Source organism: Pseudomonas sp. HR1 (genome assembly GCF_030175875.1).
Lineage (GTDB): Bacteria > Pseudomonadota > Gammaproteobacteria > Pseudomonadales > Pseudomonadaceae > Chryseomonas > Chryseomonas oryzihabitans.
Window position 1 is genome coordinate 12,217 of the sequence record NZ_JASNRF010000003.1, and the last position, 15,848, is coordinate 28,064.

General features: G+C 68.1%; 16 protein-coding genes. 8 read left to right on the forward strand and 8 right to left on the reverse strand.

The genetic code is table 11. The annotated features are described in order from the left end of the window. Positions 1-7 precede the first annotated feature (7 nt). Positions 8-409 carry a Rho termination factor N-terminal domain-containing protein gene (locus QKY98_RS11530; protein ID WP_027601347.1) on the forward strand — a complete coding sequence of 134 codons (402 nt, stop codon included), beginning with the start codon at positions 8-10 and terminating at the stop codon, positions 407-409. A 57-nt stretch (positions 410-466) separates the two neighbouring features. Here QKY98_RS11530 and QKY98_RS11535 read toward each other — a convergent pair whose 3' ends face one another. The 4 genes from QKY98_RS11535 to QKY98_RS11550 form a co-directional block, all read right to left on the reverse strand. Further along, positions 467-1,660 (reverse strand): class I SAM-dependent rRNA methyltransferase, encoded by a 1,194-nt coding sequence (locus QKY98_RS11535; protein WP_284670954.1) that lies wholly within the window; start codon positions 1,658-1,660, stop codon positions 467-469. Positions 1,661-1,727: 67 nt separating this feature from the next. Continuing rightward, positions 1,728-1,967 (reverse strand): hypothetical protein, encoded by a 240-nt coding sequence (locus tag QKY98_RS11540; protein WP_027599076.1) that lies wholly within the window; start codon positions 1,965-1,967, stop codon positions 1,728-1,730. Positions 1,968-2,028: 61 nt separating this feature from the next. Beyond that, a complete protein-coding gene (gene cueR, locus QKY98_RS11545) occupies positions 2,029-2,415 on the reverse strand; it encodes a Cu(I)-responsive transcriptional regulator (protein WP_007162594.1) in 387 nt (128 codons plus the stop codon). Further along, positions 2,412-4,796, reverse strand: coding sequence for a heavy metal translocating P-type ATPase (locus tag QKY98_RS11550; protein ID WP_284670955.1), 2,385 nt, complete (start codon positions 4,794-4,796; stop codon positions 2,412-2,414). Before QKY98_RS11550 ends, cueR begins: the two co-directional genes overlap by 4 nt. Before the next feature lie 111 nt (positions 4,797-4,907). Here QKY98_RS11550 and QKY98_RS11555 point away from each other — a divergent pair, with 111 nt between their 5' ends. After that, entirely contained in the window at positions 4,908-5,102 is a 195-nt protein-coding gene (locus QKY98_RS11555; protein WP_027599074.1) for a cation transporter, read from the forward strand. On the opposite strand, the gene QKY98_RS11560 is transcribed toward QKY98_RS11555, so the two are convergent. Then, complete coding sequence (locus QKY98_RS11560; protein ID WP_027599073.1) at positions 5,084-5,713, reverse strand: TetR family transcriptional regulator; 630 nt, start codon at positions 5,711-5,713, stop codon at positions 5,084-5,086. The two genes, QKY98_RS11555 and QKY98_RS11560, sit on opposite strands and share 19 nt — an antisense overlap. A 112-nt stretch (positions 5,714-5,825) precedes the next feature. On the opposite strand from QKY98_RS11560, the gene QKY98_RS11565 reads away from it, so the two are divergent. The 3 genes from QKY98_RS11565 (at position 5,826) to zapE (ending at position 8,584) form a co-directional block, all read left to right on the forward strand. Next, positions 5,826-6,998 carry a multidrug effflux MFS transporter gene (locus QKY98_RS11565; protein WP_058790086.1) on the forward strand — a complete coding sequence of 391 codons (1,173 nt, stop codon included), beginning with the start codon at positions 5,826-5,828 and terminating at the stop codon, positions 6,996-6,998. 68 nt (positions 6,999-7,066) lie between these two features. Beyond that, positions 7,067-7,453 carry an MAPEG family protein gene (locus tag QKY98_RS11570; protein ID WP_007162589.1) on the forward strand — a complete coding sequence of 129 codons (387 nt, stop codon included), beginning with the start codon at positions 7,067-7,069 and terminating at the stop codon, positions 7,451-7,453. A gap of 81 nt (positions 7,454-7,534) precedes the next feature. Next, positions 7,535-8,584: a cell division protein ZapE gene (gene zapE, locus QKY98_RS11575; RefSeq protein ID WP_284670956.1), complete on the forward strand. Its 1,050-nt coding sequence runs from the start codon at positions 7,535-7,537 to the stop codon at positions 8,582-8,584. On the opposite strand, the gene QKY98_RS11580 is transcribed toward zapE, so the two are convergent. Then, positions 8,581-9,225, reverse strand: a complete 645-nt coding sequence (locus QKY98_RS11580) for a hypothetical protein (protein WP_284670957.1) — start codon at positions 9,223-9,225, stop codon at positions 8,581-8,583. The genes zapE and QKY98_RS11580 overlap by 4 nt on opposite strands. A gap of 156 nt (positions 9,226-9,381) precedes the next feature. Here QKY98_RS11580 and QKY98_RS11585 point away from each other — a divergent pair, with 156 nt between their 5' ends. Continuing rightward, complete coding sequence (locus QKY98_RS11585) at positions 9,382-10,992, forward strand: inorganic phosphate transporter (protein WP_042138251.1); 1,611 nt, start codon at positions 9,382-9,384, stop codon at positions 10,990-10,992. On the opposite strand, the gene QKY98_RS11590 is transcribed toward QKY98_RS11585, so the two are convergent. After that, complete coding sequence (locus QKY98_RS11590) at positions 10,960-11,844, reverse strand: LysR family transcriptional regulator (RefSeq protein ID WP_284670958.1); 885 nt, start codon at positions 11,842-11,844, stop codon at positions 10,960-10,962. The genes QKY98_RS11585 and QKY98_RS11590 overlap by 33 nt on opposite strands. Positions 11,845-11,994: 150 nt before the next feature. On the opposite strand from QKY98_RS11590, the gene QKY98_RS11595 reads away from it, so the two are divergent. Both QKY98_RS11595 and QKY98_RS11600 read left to right on the forward strand, forming a co-directional pair. Next, the gene (locus QKY98_RS11595) at positions 11,995-12,420 is read left to right on the forward strand and encodes a VOC family protein (protein ID WP_027599066.1); all 426 of its coding nucleotides are present in this window, start codon (positions 11,995-11,997) and stop codon (positions 12,418-12,420) included. Between the two features lie 90 nt (positions 12,421-12,510). After that, entirely contained in the window at positions 12,511-13,809 is a 1,299-nt protein-coding gene (locus QKY98_RS11600) for a flavohemoglobin expression-modulating QEGLA motif protein (protein WP_007162583.1), read from the forward strand. Between the two features lie 71 nt (positions 13,810-13,880). On the opposite strand, the gene QKY98_RS11605 is transcribed toward QKY98_RS11600, so the two are convergent. Next, the gene (locus QKY98_RS11605; RefSeq protein ID WP_027599065.1) at positions 13,881-15,809 is read right to left on the reverse strand and encodes an AAA family ATPase; all 1,929 of its coding nucleotides are present in this window, start codon (positions 15,807-15,809) and stop codon (positions 13,881-13,883) included. Positions 15,810-15,848 lie beyond the last annotated feature (39 nt).

Consider the following 15,848-nt stretch of genomic DNA (forward strand, 5'->3'; position numbering starts at 1 on the left):
GACTGCCATGCCCCGCGGCGACAAGTCCAAGTACAGCGACAAACAGGAACGCAAGGCCGAGCACATCGAGGAGAGCTACGAGAAAAAGGGCGTCTCCAAGGAGGAAGCCGAAGCGCGGGCCTGGGCGACGGTGAACAAGCAGTCCGGCGGTGGTGAAAAGGCGGGCTCCGGCAAGAGCAAGAGCGGTACTGCCAAGCGCGCGGATCGCAAGGACTCCGCGCGGCGGGCGGTGGCCACCAAGCAGGGCCAGTCGCCCAACAGCGGGCGGGCCTCGGCACGGCGTTCGCGCAGCGGCAGCACCTCGCTCAGCGACATGACCCGCGACGAACTGGTGAAGAAGGCCGCCGAGCAGGATATTCGTGGTCGTTCGCGGATGAAGAAGGACGAGTTGATTCGTGCCTTGAGCTGACAGTCGAACACGCAAGAAAAAGCCGGACCTGGTCCGGCTTTCTTTTTGCCTGGCGCCTTAGCTGGGCAGCAGCCGGCAGGTGAGGCTTTTGATGTAGCGGGTCTCCGGGATCGCCGGGTGTACCGGGTGATCCGGGCCCTGGGCACCGCGTTCGAGGATCTGCAGGTTGCGGTCCAGATGACGGGCGCTGCCGAGCAGGATGTTCTGCAGGTCGTCTTCGGGCAGGTGCATGGAACAGGAGGCACTGACCAGGATGCCGTCCTTGTTCAGCAGCCGCATGGCCTGTTCGTTGAGGCGACGATAGGCGGCTTCGCCGTTCTTAAGGTCCTTGCGCTTCTTGATGAAGGCCGGCGGGTCGGCCACGATGACGTCGAATTTCTCTTCGCCGGCCTTGAGTTCCTTGAGCGCCTCGAAGACATCGCCTTCGACGCAGACCAGCCTTTCCGCCAGGCCGTTGAGGGTGGCATTGCGCTCCACGCCGTCGAGGGCGAAGCCCGAGGCATCCACGCACATGACCTCACTGGCGCCAAAGGCCGCGGCCTGCACGCCCCAGCCGCCGATGTAGCTGAACAGGTCGAGCACCCGCTTGCCTTGGACATAGGGCGCCAGGCGCGCCCGATTCAGGCGGTGGTCATAGAACCAGCCGGTCTTCTGGCCTTCGCGCACCGGCGCCTCGAAACGCACGCCGTTCTCTTCCAGCGCCACCCAGTCGGGGACCTCGCCATAGGCCACTTCCACGTAGCTGGAAAGGCCCTCGGCCGCGCGGGCGCTGCCGTCGTTCTTCCACAGCACGCCGTGAGGCTTGAACACCTGCAGCAGGGCGGCCAGGATGGCGTCGCGCTGGCGCTCCATGGTCGCCGAGGCGATCTGCACCACCAGGATGTCGTTGAAGCGATCCACCACCAGACCCGGCAGGAAATCCGAATCGCCATAGACCAGGCGATAGCAGTGGCTGCCGAACAGCCGCTCGCGCAGGCTCAGGGCGACCTTGAAGCGGTGCACCAGCAGCGACTTGTCCAGCAGGTAGCCGGTGTCGCGGGAGAACAGGCGGGCGCAGATCAGGTTGTTGGGCGACAGCGCCACCAGGCCCAGCGGCTTGCCGCTGGTGGTTTCCAGGGTGGCCTGATCGCCCGGCTCGAAGGCGGTCAGCGGGGTGGCGACGACGTCCACCTCGTTGCTGTACACCCAGAGGTGCCCGGCGCGCAGACGGCGGTCGGCATTGGCTTTGAGGCGCAGGCGAGGCAGGGTCATGAAGGTCTCCGGCGAAGGGGGCAAAAGCGCGGAATTATAGCGCAAAGCTACCCGCCCGGGCCGGCCGTCAGTCCCGCTGGCTGACCTCGATGTCGCTCAGCCCGGCTTCCTGGGCGCGCCGGGCGATGCTCGGCTGAGCATGGCGTTCCCAGGGCGCATCGACCACCACCTGGGGTTCCTCGACGTGCTTGATCAGCAGCTGCAGTACGGCTTCCTCTTCGGTGACCGGCTCGAAGCTCTCCAGCTCGTGAGTGAGGGGTTCGCCGTTGAAGCGGTAACTGATCTGGTAGTGGTGCAGGGTATGCATGGACTCGACCTCGGCAGCGGGGAGATAGAAAGATGGACCCCGCGAGCCCTCGGCGGTTGCGTCAGCCGCCGAGGGTATCGAGGATCGGACACTCGGGGCTGGCGTCGCCATGGCAGCAGGAGACCAGCTCGCCGAGGGTGCTGCGCAGGCGGGTCAGTTCGGCGATCTTCAGATCCAGCTCGGCGATGTGCCGCTTGGCCAGCGCCTTGACGTCGGCACTGGCGCGTTGCCGGTCCTGCCAGAGGCTGAGCAACTGGCGGATCTCTTCCAGACTGAAGCCCAGCTCCCGCGAACGGCGGACGAAGGCCAGCACCCGCAGGTCTTCGGCGCCGTACTGGCGATAGCCGCTGTCGGTCCGTCCGGCGGGGGCCAGCAGGCCGATCCGCTCGTAGTAGCGCAGCATCTTGGCGGTGAGCCCGCTGGCCTTGGCGGCCTGACCGATGTTCATGAGGGGAGGTCTCCGGACGGGCGCCAGCGGCCGAGCAGCAGGGCATTGGCCAGGACACTGACGCTGGAAAAGGCCATGGCGGCACCGGCATAGACCGGGTCGAGCAGACCCAGGGCGGCCAGCGGCAGGCCGATGACATTGTAGATGAAGGCCCAGAACAGATTCTGGCGGATCTTGCGCTGGGTACGGCGGGCGATGTCCAGCGCCGCCACCACCTGGCGCGGGTCCTCCTGCAAGAGGGTGATGCCGGCCGCGTGGCGCGCGGCAGCGGTTCCCGAGCCCATGGCGATGCCCAGTTCGGCGGCGGCCAGCGCCGGAGCGTCGTTGAGGCCGTCGCCGACCATGGCCACGCCGCCCCGGGTCGCCTGCAGCCGGGCCACCAGGGCCGCCTTGTCGGCGGGCAGCACCTCGGCCTCCCACTGGGTGATGCCCAGGGCCGCGGCCACCTGGCGGGCGCTGCCACGGTTGTCACCGGTCAGCAGCCAGCTGTCGATGCCGTCGCGGCGTAGCTGGGCGATGGCCGCGGCAGCACCCGGGCGCAGCGCATCGCCAAAGGCCAGCAGCCCCAGCACCCGCGGCTGGCCGCCGCCTTCCAGCAGCCAGGACAGGGTCAGCCCCTGGTCTTCCCAGGCGCGAGCGGCCTCAACCAGGGGGCCGGCGTCCAGCTGTCGTTCGGCCAGGAGCCGCGCATTGCCCAGCAACAAGGCGCGACCCTGCCAGCTGCCCTGGAGGCCACGACCGGGCAGGGCGCGGACGTCTTGGGCCGGTGGGGTGTCCAGGCCGCGCTCACGACAGGCCAGCAGCACCGCCGCGGCCAGGGGATGCTCGCTGCCGCGTTGCAGGCTGCCGGCCAGGCTCAGCAAGTCGGCTTCCTCGATGCCGGGGGCCGTGGCCAGCTGGCAGAGGCGCAACTGGCCGGCGGTCAGGGTGCCGGTCTTGTCGAAGACCACGGTGGTGATGCCCTGGGCACGCTCCAGGGTCTCGGCGTCCTTGATCAGAATGCCGTGACGCGCCGCCACCCCGGTACCGGCCATGAGGGCGGCGGGGGTGGCCAGTCCCAGGGCACAGGGGCAGGCGATGATCAGCACCGCTACGGCCGCGAGCAGACTGGGCTCCAGGGGGTGGCCGCTCAGCAGCCAGCCGAGCAGGGTGACCAGGGCCAGGCTCACCACCACCGGCACGAACACCCGGCTGATCCGATCCACCAGCTGCTGGATGGGCGCCTTGGTGGCCTGGGCGTCTTCCACCAGGCGGATGATGCCGGCCAGCACCGTCTCGCCACCCAGGGCGGTGACCTCGATCTGCAGATTGCCCTCGCCGTTGATGGCGCCCCCCACCACCTCGTCATCGGGGCCCTTGGCGACCGGGCGGCTTTCGCCGGTGAGCAGGGCTTCGTCCACCTGGCTTTCGCCCTGCAGGATGCGGCCGTCGGCGGGGATGCGCTCGCCCGGGCGCAGCTGCAGGCGGTCGCCCAGGCGCAGGCGATTCAGGGCGACCTCTTCTTCCTGGCCGGCCGCATCCAGGCGCCGGGCGCTTTCCGGGCGCAGGGCTTCCAGGGCGCGCAGGGCCGCGCCGGTGCGGCGCTTGGCGCGGGTCTCCAGGTATTTGCCCAGGCGCACCAGGGCGATGACCATGGCCGCCGTCTCGAAATAGAGATGGGGGCTGTCCTTGACCAGCCAGAGATAGAGGCTCAGGCCATAGGCGGCGCTGGTGCCCAGGGCGACCAGCACATCCATGTTGCCGCTGCGGGCGCGCAGGGCATGCCAGGCACCGCGATAGAAGCGCGCGCCGACGATGAACTGCACCGGCGTCGCCAGCAGGAATTGCAGCCAGGCGGGCGGCATCAGGTGCCAGCCGAAGGGCGCCAGCAGCATGGGCAGGATCAGCGGTGCGGTCAGCAGCAGCGCCAGGGTCAATTCGAGATGCTCCCAGGGCACCCCCTGACGCGCCGGGGCTGAACGCTCGTCTTCGGCGCGGCGATCCTGGGCGCCGTAGCCGGCGGCCTCCACCGCGGCGATCAGCGCCTGCGTCTCGACCGCGGCCAGGGTCCTGATCCGGGCTCTTTCGCTGGCCAGGTTGACCTCGGCGGCCAACACTCCGGGCACCGCACGCAGGGCCTTTTCGATCCGCCCGGCGCAGTTGGCGCAGCTCATGCCGGACAGCGCCAGGTCATGCTCGGCCTCGGCCACCCGGTAGCCGGCGGCGGTGACGGCTTCGGCCAGCGCCGGCGCCGCGTCGCCCGGTGCGCTGACGCGGGCCTTTTCGCTGGCCAGGTTGACGCCGGCCGCGCTGACCGCCGGGACCTTCTGCAGGGCGCGCTCGACCCGACCGGCGCAGGCCGCGCAGGTCATGCCGCTGATGGAGAGTTCGAATTCGTGCATGGGCACCTCCTGATAACAGTGTTGACCTTGACCTCGGGTCAAGGTCAACACTGGAACCCGGTCCTGGCGCTGGCGTCAGGAGAAAGAGGTCAAGACAGACAGGAGCAGACCATGCATGTCATCAAGGTGATCGGAATGAGTTGCGCCCACTGCGTGAGCGCCATCGAGGCCGCGGTCCTCAAGGTGGACAATCGCGCCCGGGTGGAGGTGGATCTGCAGGCGGGCGAGGTGCGCATCGACAGCGCCGAGGTGGCTGCGCCCTTTCGCGCGGCCATCGAGCAGGCGGGCTATACCGTCGGCGACTGAACCCAGTCGCGCACGATGGCGCGGAAGAAGGTGGTGAACACCTGATCGGCGGCCAGCAGCGGGGCGAAGGTCTGTTCGTCGCGCAGCAGGTCCGAGAGGGTGCCGAGAAACAGGCTGTGCAGCATCCGGCTGGCCAACTGCGGCGTCACGCCTGGCTGCAGGCGATGCGCCTGGGCGGTGAAGAGGGCGTCGGTGATGCGGATGAACTGCCGCAGGAACTGCAGATCGCGTTCTTCGGCCTCGCGCAGCTCCTCGGTGAATTCGCAGCGGTGCAGCATGATGGTCATCACCCGCTGCTCCCGGCCGGGCTGGGTGAATTTCGTCATGCCTTCGATGCACAGTTTGAACAGCCGTTGCAGGCTGTCTTCCTCGCCGTCGACGCGCAGGCGCTCGGTCAGTTCGTCGGCCGGGATCCTTATCTGGCTAAGCATTTCGTGGAACAGGTGGGCCTTGTTCTGGAAATGCCAGTACACTGCCCCCCGGGTGACGCCGCATTCGCGGGCGATCATTTCCAAGCTGGTACGCGCCACGCCATTGGTCAGGAACAGGGCTTCCGCCGCATCGAGAATGGCTTGGCGGGTCTGTTCGGCTTCTTCTTTCGTACGACGCATGGGCGATCTGACTGGCAGTGGGTCTGCCACGCAGTCTAGCGCGCCTCGCCGCTTTTACAAACATGATTGTATGTAACTGCGTGACACTTCCGCTTCCATCGGATCAGGCTTCATGACCTTTCGCTTATTGTTGATTCTCGGGGCCCTCTCGGCCTTCGCCCCCTTCGCCATCGACATGTACCTGCCCAGCTTCCCGTCGCTGGCCCGGTCGTTCGCCACCGATATCGAACACGTGCAGCTGAGTCTGGCGGTGTATTTCGCCGGTCTCGCCAGCGGCCAGCTGTTCTATGGCCCCCTGGCGGACCGCTTCGGCCGCCGCCTGCCGCTGCTGATCGGCATCGGCCTGTTCTGCCTGGCGTCGCTGGGCTGCGCCCTGGCGCCCAGCCTGCCCTGGCTGATCGCCGCGCGTTTCGTCCAGGCCCTGGGCGGCTGCGCCGGCATGGTGATCGCGCGGGCCGTGGTACGGGATCTCTGCGAGCCGATGGCCGCGGCGCGGGCCTTTTCGCAGATCATGCTGGTGACCGGGATCGCGCCCATCATCGCGCCCTTCGCCGGCAGTCTGCTGCTCAGCACCTTTGGCTGGCAGGCGATCTTCGTCAGCCTGGCGCTGTTCGCCGCCGCCTGCGGCACCGCGGTGGCGCTGTGGCTGCCCGAATCCCTGCCGGCGCACCATCCGCGGCCGCCGCTGCGGGGTGCCCTGCGCAACTACCTGCGGCTGCTGCGCGATCGCACCTTCATCGGCCATACCCTGACCGGCGGCATCGCCATGGCCGGGATGTTCGCCTACATCTCCGGTTCGCCCTTCGTGCTGATCGAGCTCTATGGCGTCGCGCCCGAGCACTACGGCTGGGTATTCGGCCTCAACGCCGCCGGCTTCATCCTGCTCGGGCAGCTCAATGCCCGCCTGGTGGTCCGCCAGGGACCGGCCTTCTGGCTGCGCCGCGCGGTGGTCGCCTATGCCGCGGCGGGACTGGTCCTGCTGCTGGTGGGCGCCTTCCAGCCCAAGGCGCTGCCGGTGCTGATGATCCCGCTGTTCTGCGCCATCGCCCTGCTCGGCGGCATCGTGCCCAACGCCTCGGCCTGCGCCCTGGCCGGACAGGGCGCCAATGCCGGCAGTGCCTCGGCGCTGATGGGCAGTCTGCAATTCATCCTCGCGGCGCTGGCCTCCAGCAGCGTGGGCGCGCTGCACAATGGCACCGTGGTGCCCATGTGCGCGGTATTGGCGCTCTGCGCGGTGGCCACCGCGCTCATGGCGCGCTGGACCCACAGCCGCACGCCTGCCTGAAGCGGAGTGGATTTTTCCCGGTCGGGCGGGTCAGATAGGCGAACCCTCACACTTCCAGGGACGCCGATATGACCTTCGCCTACTGGTGCATCTTCCTCGTCTACCTCGTGCCCTATGGCGCGGCCTACTATGCCAAGTTCAAGGGCAGCGGCTTCACGCCCGAGGACAACCGGGATCCGCGCAGCTTTCTCGGCAAGCTGGAAGGGGCCCGGGCCCGGGCCAACGCCGCCCAGCAGAACGCCTTCGAGATCAATCCGCTGTTCGCCGCCGCGGTGATCGTCGCCCACGTCACCGGTGGCGCCGAGCAGGGCACCATCAACTTCTGGGCTTTCCTCTTCCTGCTCAGCCGTATCGCCTACACCTGGCTGTATATCCGTGACCATGCCACCCGCCGCTCGCTGGTCTGGGCCGGCGGCATGTTCTGCTGCCTCTGCCTGTTCATCGCCGCGGCCTGAGTGCACCGTCGCTGCCGGTCTTGACCGGCAGCGACGGCTGTAGCTTCATTAGCGCCCTATCTTTCTCGGCTGGCCGCCTGCATGACGTCTCCTTCGCCCCCCCAGCAGGTGCTGGCACACTTCGCTCAGCTCGCCCAAGCCCGTGGCTACACCCTGGACGCCGCGCAACAGGCCGCCATCGACCGTTTCGCCCAGCTTGCCGACGAGCTCCTGCGCCCACGGCTGTTCCGCCGCCAGGCGCCACGCAGTCTCTATCTCTGGGGGCCGGTAGGCCGTGGCAAGAGCTTTCTGCTCGACGGCTTCTTTGCCGCCCTGCCATTCGCCGAGAAGCGCCGGGTGCACTTCCATGCCTTCTTTCGCGAACTGCACGAGCGGATGTTTCGCCAGCCGCCCGGCGGTGATGCCCTGGCCGCCAGCCTGGACGAACTGCTCGACGGTTGCCGACTGCTCTGCTTCGATGAATTCCATGTGCATGACATCGGCGACGCCATGCTCATCACCCGGCTGTTCAAGGCCTTGTTCAGCCGCGGCGTGGTGCTGATCACCACCTCCAACTATCCGCCCGAGGGGTTGCTGCCCAATCCCCTCTACCACGAGCGCTTCCTGCCGGCGATCAGGCTGATCGAGACGCGCATGGACATCCTCTCGGTGGCCGGTCCCCAGGACTATCGCGGCGCCAGTCCCGCCGAGCCCGATCCCTTCGGCGTCGGCGCCTATCTCTGGCCTGGCACTCCGGCGCAGCGCCAGGCGCTGGGATTGCCGCCCCTGGCGCAGACACGCGTGGAGGTACCGGTCGGGCATCGCAGCCTGCCTGCCGTCAGCGCCGCGGATGGGCTGCTGCACTTCAGCTTCGCCGATCTCTGCGAAGGCCCCACCGCGGTCCTCGACTACCTGACCCTAAGCGAAAGCTGGCAGCGCTGGCTGCTGGACGCCGTGCCGCCGCTGCGCGACGCCAGTCCCGCCGCCCGGCAGCGGTTCATCAATCTGGTGGATGTGCTCTACGACCGTCGCCTGGCGCTGTTCCTGGTCAGCGCCGCGCCCCTCGACGAAACCCTGGCCGACAGCGATATCGCCGACATGTCACGGACGCGCAGTCGCCTCTCTCAGCTGCGGCAGATCGGACCGGACTAGCGCTCGGCCTTCAGCTGCGCACCTTCCAGATGCCAGCGACGCTGCTCGGCCGAGGCGCCGTCGACGTCGTTGACCCGGCGTAGTTGATAGTGGCCGCTGAAGGTCTGGCGGGTGCCGTCGACCAGGCGCGCCCTGACCGTCACCGGGATGCTGACATGGCTCGAACCGGCCGCCCCCTCGACCGGGCCCGGTTGGCCGAGGGTCACCTGCACGCTGCGGGTCCTGGCATAGCCCTGGCGGAATTTCTCGTAGCTGTTGCCAGGCTGGCCGTCCAGGCCCCACTGCTGCCAGGCGGTGCCGTAGTCCCGCGCATCCAGTGCCCGGTAGTAGCGCTGGACCACGGCGGCCGCCGCCTCGACGCTGCTGGGCAGCGGACCGCAACCCGGCTCCTTGGCCGCTTCGCCATCGCCGTACAGGGCGCAGCTGCGGGCGATCTCGTCCTGCATCAGGGCGCAGCTGTTGGCGGCGTTGCACGGCGGATGGGTGGCGGGGGAGAGCGCCCGGCAGCGGGTGGCCAGGGCCTGGGCCGGCTGCCGCCCGATTTCCTGGGCGCAACTGCGCGGTGAAGGCTCCGTGGCGGCCAGGGCGCCAGAGACAAGGGGCAGCAGCAAGACAGGGCAGAGCAGCCAGCGGGGGGACATCGACGCGATCCTCGGGCAAAGCCCCCAGCCTAGCAGGCCGGGTCTCTGTTGAAAAAAAAGCCCGCGGCGGTCATCCGTCGTCTGGCCATCTGGCTGACGTAAAAACGTCATGCCGGCAGCGCAGGGTGGGTGGATCCCGTGTCGGAGTTCGCCCCAATGCCTTCGTCCAGTCCAGCCGCTTCCCTGTCGCCGCTGTCCCATCCCCTGCACAGTTCACGCAAACCCGGTCCGCTGCGGATCGTGCTGTTCATCGTGCTGCTGCTGACCGGTCTGGCGGTGACCCTCGGCGGTATCCACAACGACGTCAGCGATACCCAGTCCCCGCCCACCACCTGGTTGCCCTTTGCCGGGCTGGCGCTGGCACTGGTGATCGCCCTCGGCTTCGAATTCGTCAACGGCTTCCACGACACCGCCAACGCCGTGGCCACGGTCATCTACACCCACTCGCTGCCGCCCAATGCGGCGGTGCTCTGGTCCGGCTTCTGCAACTTCCTCGGGGTGCTGTTCTCCAGTGGCGCGGTGGCCTTCAGCGTCATCGCCCTGTTGCCGGTGGACCTGGTGGTTGAGATGGGCGCGGGCAAGGGCTTCGCCATGATCTTCGCCCTGCTGATCGCCGCCATCATCTGGAATCTCGGCACCTGGTGGCTGGGCTTGCCGGCGTCCTCGTCCCATACCCTGATCGGCTCCATCATCGGTGTCGGCCTGATGCACGCCTGGCTGGGCGGCCTGGACGGCAGCAGCGGGGTGGACTGGGGCCAGGTGGCCAAGGTCGGCTATGCGCTGCTGTTCTCGCCACTGATCGGCTTCGTCTGCGCGGCGCTGTTGCTGGTGCTGCTCAAGCGGATCGTGCGCGACCAGACGCTCTACCAGGAGCCGAAAAGCGCCGAGCCGCCGCCGCCGTGGATCCGCGGCCTGCTGATCCTGACCTGCACCGGGGTGTCCTTCGCCCATGGCTCCAACGACGGCCAGAAGGGCATGGGGCTGATCATGCTGATCCTGGTCGGTGCCCTGCCGACCGCCTATGCGCTCAATCGAGCGGTACCCGCCACCGCGACGCCGGCCTTCGCCGCCGTGGCCGAGGTCACCGCCAGCGGGCTGCGCCAGGCGGCGCCCCAGGCCGCGCCGGCCGATCCCCATGGGGTGCTGCTGGAGTTCGTGCGCAAGCGGCAGAGCAATCCCGAGGTGCTGCCTGCGCTCGCGGCCATCACCGACGACATCGCCCGCGAGGTGCGCCAGTACGGCGCCCTCAACAACGTCCCGGCGCAAAGCATGCCCAACGTGCGCAACGCCATGTACCTGGCTTCGGAATCCATCCGCCTGCTGGAAAAGGAGCACCTGCCGGGGCTGGCGCCCAAGGCGCAGGAGGATCTCCGGGAATTCAAGCGGCAGATCGACCAGGCCACCCGTTTCATCCCGCTGTGGGTCAAGGTGGCGGTGGCCATCGCCCTGGGCCTGGGCACCCTGGTCGGTTGGCGGCGCATCGTCATCACGGTCGGCGAGCGTATCGGCAAGACCCACCTGACCTATGCCCAGGGCGCCTCGGCGGAGCTGGTGGCCATGGGCACCATCGGCGCGGCGGACGCTTTCGGCCTGCCGGTTTCCACCACCCATGTGCTCTCGTCCGGGGTGGCCGGGACCATGGCCGCCAACGGTTCCGGACTGCAGTGGGCGACGGTGCGCAATCTGCTGCTGGCCTGGGTGCTCACCCTGCCGGTGGCCATGGCGCTGTCCGCTTCACTGTACTGGCTGCTGGTGCAGCTGTTCTGACACGGCTTCGGTCAGGCAGCGGCGAAACAGTGCCACGGCTGGCAGATCACGCCCCGCGTGGCGTGCGATGACCTGCAATTCACGGTGAAAGGTAAGGGCGCCCAGGGACAGCTGCCGCACCCGCGGATGCTCCAGCCAGAGGCCGGCGCAGGGCACCAGGGCCACGCCCAGGCCGTGCTCGACCATCTTGACGATGGCATCGAGTTCGTCGAGTTCGAGCACCTGGCGCACCGCCAGGCGCTGCTCGCGCAGAAAGGCGCTGACCCGCCGGCCGCCAAAGGAGTGGCGGTCGTAGCGGATGAAGGGCTGGGTCTCCAGCAGCAGGCGCGGATCGTCGCCGGGCAGGTCCGGCGGGGCGATGAGCACGAAGGGTTCCTGCAGCAGGGTGGTGGCGTGCAGTTCCTTGGGCAGTTCGAAGGGCGGGCGGATGAGGATGGCCAGATCCAGTTCGCCGGCATCCACCTGGCTGAGCAGGGCCAGCGAGACGCCGGGCACCAGCCGCGGCTCCAGGCGCGGCGCCTGCTGGCGCAGCCGCACCAGGGTGCCGGGCAGCAGGCCGGTCTGGACGCTGGCGATGGCGCCGATGCGCAACTCGCCCTGGATCTCCTCGCCGGCGCCGGCCATGCGCGCATAGGTGGCGAGCATTTCCTCGGCCAGCGGCAGGGCGCGACGCCCGGCGGCATTGAGCAGGGCGCTGCGGCCATTGCGGTCGAACAGCTTCACGCCCAGGTGCTGCTCCAGGTTGCGGATCTGGGCGCTCACCGCCGAGGGCGTCAGGCCCACGTGCAGGCCGGCCGCGGCAAAGCTGCCATGGCGGGCCACGGCGAGCAGGGTCTTGAATTCGCGAAGCATGGGAGTGGCCTGCAGTCCGGGGCGGTCACTGTAGCGAGCCTGGCTGCCGAGCAACAAAATTTTTGTCGCTCGGAGGCAGGAAAATGCGCTTCATGCACAGGAAAACCTGGGGTGAGAATGGCTGCATCCCCCTCAACAGGATTTCCCACCATGGCCCTGTCGCCCTTTCACCTCGCCATTCCCGTCTACGACCTGGCCGCCGCCCGGCATTTCTACGGCGACGTCTTCGGCCTCGCCGAGGGTCGCTCCAGCGACCACTGGGTCGACTTCGACTTCTATGGCCACCAGCTGGTGATCCACGAGCACCCCAAGACCGCGTCCCAGGAGGAGGCCCATACCAACGCCGTAGACGGCCACAACGTGCCGGTGCCGCACTTCGGCATCGTGCTGGGCTGGGACGAATGGGAAGCCCTGGCCGACCGTCTGCGGGCACGTGAGACGCAGTTCGTCATCGAGCCCTATATCCGCTTCCAGGGCCAGGTCGGCGAGCAGGCCACCATGTTTCTCTTCGACCCCTGCGGCAATGCCCTGGAGTTCAAGGCCTTCAAGGACATGAGCCAGCTGTTCGCCAAATAGGGCGACTCGGCAGGTCGGATGTCGCGCAACCTAGGCAAAAGACGCGGCAGCGGCCATCCTTGAAGCCTTGCCCGTCGCCCGGTTGCCGTCATGAATGCCCGCCAGCCCTTTCTCGATCCCTATCACCAGACCATTCGCCAGCTGTCCGATCGCATCGTCGCGGCCCAGGCGCCGATCCGCATCCTCGATGCGGTGAAGTGGGACGACGGCGTGCGCCAGGGCTTCCTGGAGGGCAAGGGCAAGCGCCTGCCGGCGGTGGATCGCGCCTTCTACGAGGGGCGGCCGCTGGGCTTCGACGGCGATGCGCTCAAGGGCGAATTCCAGAGCATCGAGCGCGAGGTCACCCGCCAGCTCGGCCAGTTCAATCCGGTCGGCCAGATCATGAGGCGCATGTGCCGCGAATACCGCATGGTGATCCGCATGCTGCAGGCGCGCGGCACCCCGGACTTCGGCCTGATCTCCCAGGAACTCTATGGCGCGGCCTCGGATGCCTTCCACGCCGGCGATCCGACCCTGGCCGACCTGGGCATGATGATGTCCAGCTACTTGGACAACATCGCCCATCGCGGCGCCCTGGAAGACGAACCCAAGACCCTGACCGCCAAGGACGCCGTGCCCATCCTGCAGGCGCGGCTCAACCGGGTGTTCGGCGAGACGGAAGGCACCATCCGGGTGTTCGAATCCGACGGCATCGTCGCCGACGCCGCGGCCGGCGCCGACTACATCAAGGTGCGCGCCGACGCCCTGTTCAACGAGCGCGACGTCCGCGCCCTGGAGGTCCATGAAGGCCTGGTGCACGTCGGCACCACCCTGAATGGCCAGAACCAGCCGATCTGCACCTTTCTGGCCAAGGGCCCGCCGTCGTCCACCGTGACCCAGGAAGGCCTGGCTATCCTCATGGAGGTGATCGCCTTCGCCTCCTATCCGACCCGGCTGCGCAAGCTGACCAATCGCACCCGCGCCATCCACCTGGCCGAGGACGGCGCCGATTTCCTCGAGGTCTTCCGCTTCTTCCAGGAGCAGGGCTACGACCTGGAATCGGGCTACCAGAACGCCAGCCGGGTGTTTCGCGGCTCGACGCCGACGGGGTTGCCCTTCACCAAGGACCTGTCCTATCTGAAGGGCTTCATCCTGATCTACAACTACATCCAGCTGGCGGTGCGCAAGGGCAAGCTGGAGCAGATCCCGCTGCTGTTCTGCGGCAAGACTACCCTGGAAGACATGCGCATCCTGCGTCAGCTGGTGGACGAAGGCGTGGTGGTACCGCCCAAGTACCTGCCGGCGCAATTCCAGGACCTTAACGCCCTGGCGGCCTGGATGTGCTTCTCCAACTTCCTCAACCACCTGAGTCTGGATCGGATCGAGGCGGATTACGCCAACATCCTCTGAGGCCTGCCCAGGCGCTGACATGAAAAAGCCCCGGCGGGCCGGGGCTTTTTCGTTGCAAGGCGTCGCGGGTATCACTCGCCCTTGAAGGCGGCCGCGATGCTGCGTTCGCCGTCACCCGCGCGCGGGTCGGTCGAACGCTCCGGCACGAAGGCCAGGGCGCGATTGAGGGCGCCGCAGGCTTCCAGGCCGCTGGCGCGGGCGATGGCTTCGGCCACGGCGCTGCCGGGGATGGTCTCGTCGCGCAGCAGCTGGTCGGTGATGTCGTCCAGCGCCGGCTTGAGCTCGGTGATCAGCGCCAGGCAGCGATGATCCAGGCTGTGCAGCAGCTGATCGGCGGCGGCGATGCTGGGCGCGGCGTCGAATTCGATACCGGCATCGCGCAGGGCCTGCAGGCTCAGCAGCGAGCCGCTCGGACCCATGCCCAGCGAGGCGACCATGGATAGCGCCAGCTTGGAGGCTTCCTGCAGATCCTGGGCGGCGCCCGAGGAAACCTCGTTGAAATACAGCTGCTCGGCGCAACGACCGGCCAGCAGCATCTGGATGCGGCCTTCGAGTTCCGATTTCAGGTGCAGGCGCTTGTCTTCGGTGGGGGTGATCAGGGTCACACCCAGGGCCTGGCCGCGGGGCAGCAGGGTGACCTTTTCCACCCGACCGACATTGAGCACCGCGGCGACCAGGGCATGACCGGCTTCGTGCACGGCGATGCGAGTGCGCTCGGCCGAACCCAGCGGGGTGACGCCGACGGGTTGCTCGCCGATGCGGCAGGTCTCGATGGCCTCGACGAAGTGGGCCATGGTCACGGCGCTGGCGTTCTCGCGAGCGGCCAGCAGGGCGGCGTGGTTGCTGATGTAGGCGATGGCCGCCGGGGTCAGGCCCACGGTGCCGCGGGAGAGGGCGGCCAGATCCAGTTCGCCCTGGCAGGGCAGCTTGCCGGCATAGAGTTCGAACAGCGCGCGGCGGTCTTCCAGACTCGGCAGCGGCACGGCGATGGTGCGGTCGAAGCGACCTTCACGGCGCAGCGCCGGATCCAGGGAATCGGCGAAGTTGGTGGCACCCAGCACCAGCACGCCGCTGGTGCCGTCGAAGCCGTCCAGCTCGGTGAGGAACTGGTTGATGATGCGGTTGGCCTCGGCATCGCTGGAGCGCGACTGCTCGGCGCGGCGGCCGATGCCGTCGATCTCGTCGATGAAGATGATGCAGGGCGCCTTCTTGCGCGCGGTGCGGAACAGCGACTTGACCTTCTGGATGCCGACCCCGAAGAACATCGAGGAAAAGTCGCTGCCGGTCACCTGGATGAAGTGGGCGTTGCACTCGGTGGCCAGGGCCTTGGCCAGCTGGGTCTTGCCGGTGCCGGGTTCGCCGGTCAGCAGCACACCCTTGGGCGGACGGGCACCCAGGGCAGCGAAGGCCTTGGGATTGCGCAGGCAGGTGGTGACGTCTTCCAGCGCCCGCTTGGCTTCGGCGGCGCCGACCACGTCCTTGAAGGAGATGCCGGTGCCCTTGCGGTGCAGCTTGAAGGGGCTGGCGAAACGCAGCGCCAGGGGCACGGCGAGCAGCAGCAGGAGCAGATAGCCCGGCAGGTTGATCAGCAGGGCGTCCAGCCAGGGATGGCGCTGCCCGGATTCGCTCCAGGTGGCGACCGGGAACAGCGGCTCGGCCTGGGTGGCGTAGTCGGCCAGCAGGCGATCGGCGATGCGGCCGCCGTTGTCGGCCACGGCATAGTGTTCGCCGCGGGTGGTGTCTATGTAGAGGGTGTGATCCCCTATCACGGCGCCGCTGATGGCCTGGGCGCGCAGATCGGCCAGCAGCACGGAGAGGTCACGTGGCTGCCCGGTCCAGTGTTCGGGCGCCTGCTGCACGCTGGCGAGCATGGCGGTGGCGGTCGGGGCCGGCGTGGCGGGCTTGAGCCACAGCCAGCTGGCCAGGCCGAGGACGGTGACGAGGGCCAGAGCGCCGGCGACGAGCAGGCGCGGATACTTGGAAACGACGGACTTCTTCATTCACATACCGTTAGGGTCGGAGCGACATCGGACGCGGAC

Bases quoted from the DNA above. Each gene is read 5' to 3' on its own strand.
- QKY98_RS11530 (WP_027601347.1), top strand. From the start codon at position 8: ATGCCCCGCGGCGACAAGTCCAAGTACAGCGACAAACAGGAACGCAAG.
- QKY98_RS11535 (WP_284670954.1), bottom strand. From the start codon at position 1,660: ATGACCCTGCCTCGCCTGCGCCTCAAAGCCAATGCCGACCGCCGTCTG.
- QKY98_RS11540 (WP_027599076.1), bottom strand. From the start codon at position 1,967: ATGCATACCCTGCACCACTACCAGATCAGTTACCGCTTCAACGGCGAA.
- cueR (WP_007162594.1), bottom strand. From the start codon at position 2,415: ATGAACATCGGTCAGGCCGCCAAGGCCAGCGGGCTCACCGCCAAGATG.
- QKY98_RS11550 (WP_284670955.1), bottom strand. From the start codon at position 4,796: ATGCACGAATTCGAACTCTCCATCAGCGGCATGACCTGCGCGGCCTGC.
- QKY98_RS11555 (WP_027599074.1), top strand. From the start codon at position 4,908: ATGCATGTCATCAAGGTGATCGGAATGAGTTGCGCCCACTGCGTGAGC.
- QKY98_RS11560 (WP_027599073.1), bottom strand. From the start codon at position 5,713: ATGCGTCGTACGAAAGAAGAAGCCGAACAGACCCGCCAAGCCATTCTC.
- QKY98_RS11565 (WP_058790086.1), top strand. From the start codon at position 5,826: ATGACCTTTCGCTTATTGTTGATTCTCGGGGCCCTCTCGGCCTTCGCC.
- QKY98_RS11570 (WP_007162589.1), top strand. From the start codon at position 7,067: ATGACCTTCGCCTACTGGTGCATCTTCCTCGTCTACCTCGTGCCCTAT.
- zapE (WP_284670956.1), top strand. From the start codon at position 7,535: ATGACGTCTCCTTCGCCCCCCCAGCAGGTGCTGGCACACTTCGCTCAG.
- QKY98_RS11580 (WP_284670957.1), bottom strand. From the start codon at position 9,225: ATGTCCCCCCGCTGGCTGCTCTGCCCTGTCTTGCTGCTGCCCCTTGTC.
- QKY98_RS11585 (WP_042138251.1), top strand. From the start codon at position 9,382: ATGCCTTCGTCCAGTCCAGCCGCTTCCCTGTCGCCGCTGTCCCATCCC.
- QKY98_RS11590 (WP_284670958.1), bottom strand. From the start codon at position 11,844: ATGCTTCGCGAATTCAAGACCCTGCTCGCCGTGGCCCGCCATGGCAGC.
- QKY98_RS11595 (WP_027599066.1), top strand. From the start codon at position 11,995: ATGGCCCTGTCGCCCTTTCACCTCGCCATTCCCGTCTACGACCTGGCC.
- QKY98_RS11600 (WP_007162583.1), top strand. From the start codon at position 12,511: ATGAATGCCCGCCAGCCCTTTCTCGATCCCTATCACCAGACCATTCGC.
- QKY98_RS11605 (WP_027599065.1), bottom strand. From the start codon at position 15,809: ATGAAGAAGTCCGTCGTTTCCAAGTATCCGCGCCTGCTCGTCGCCGGC.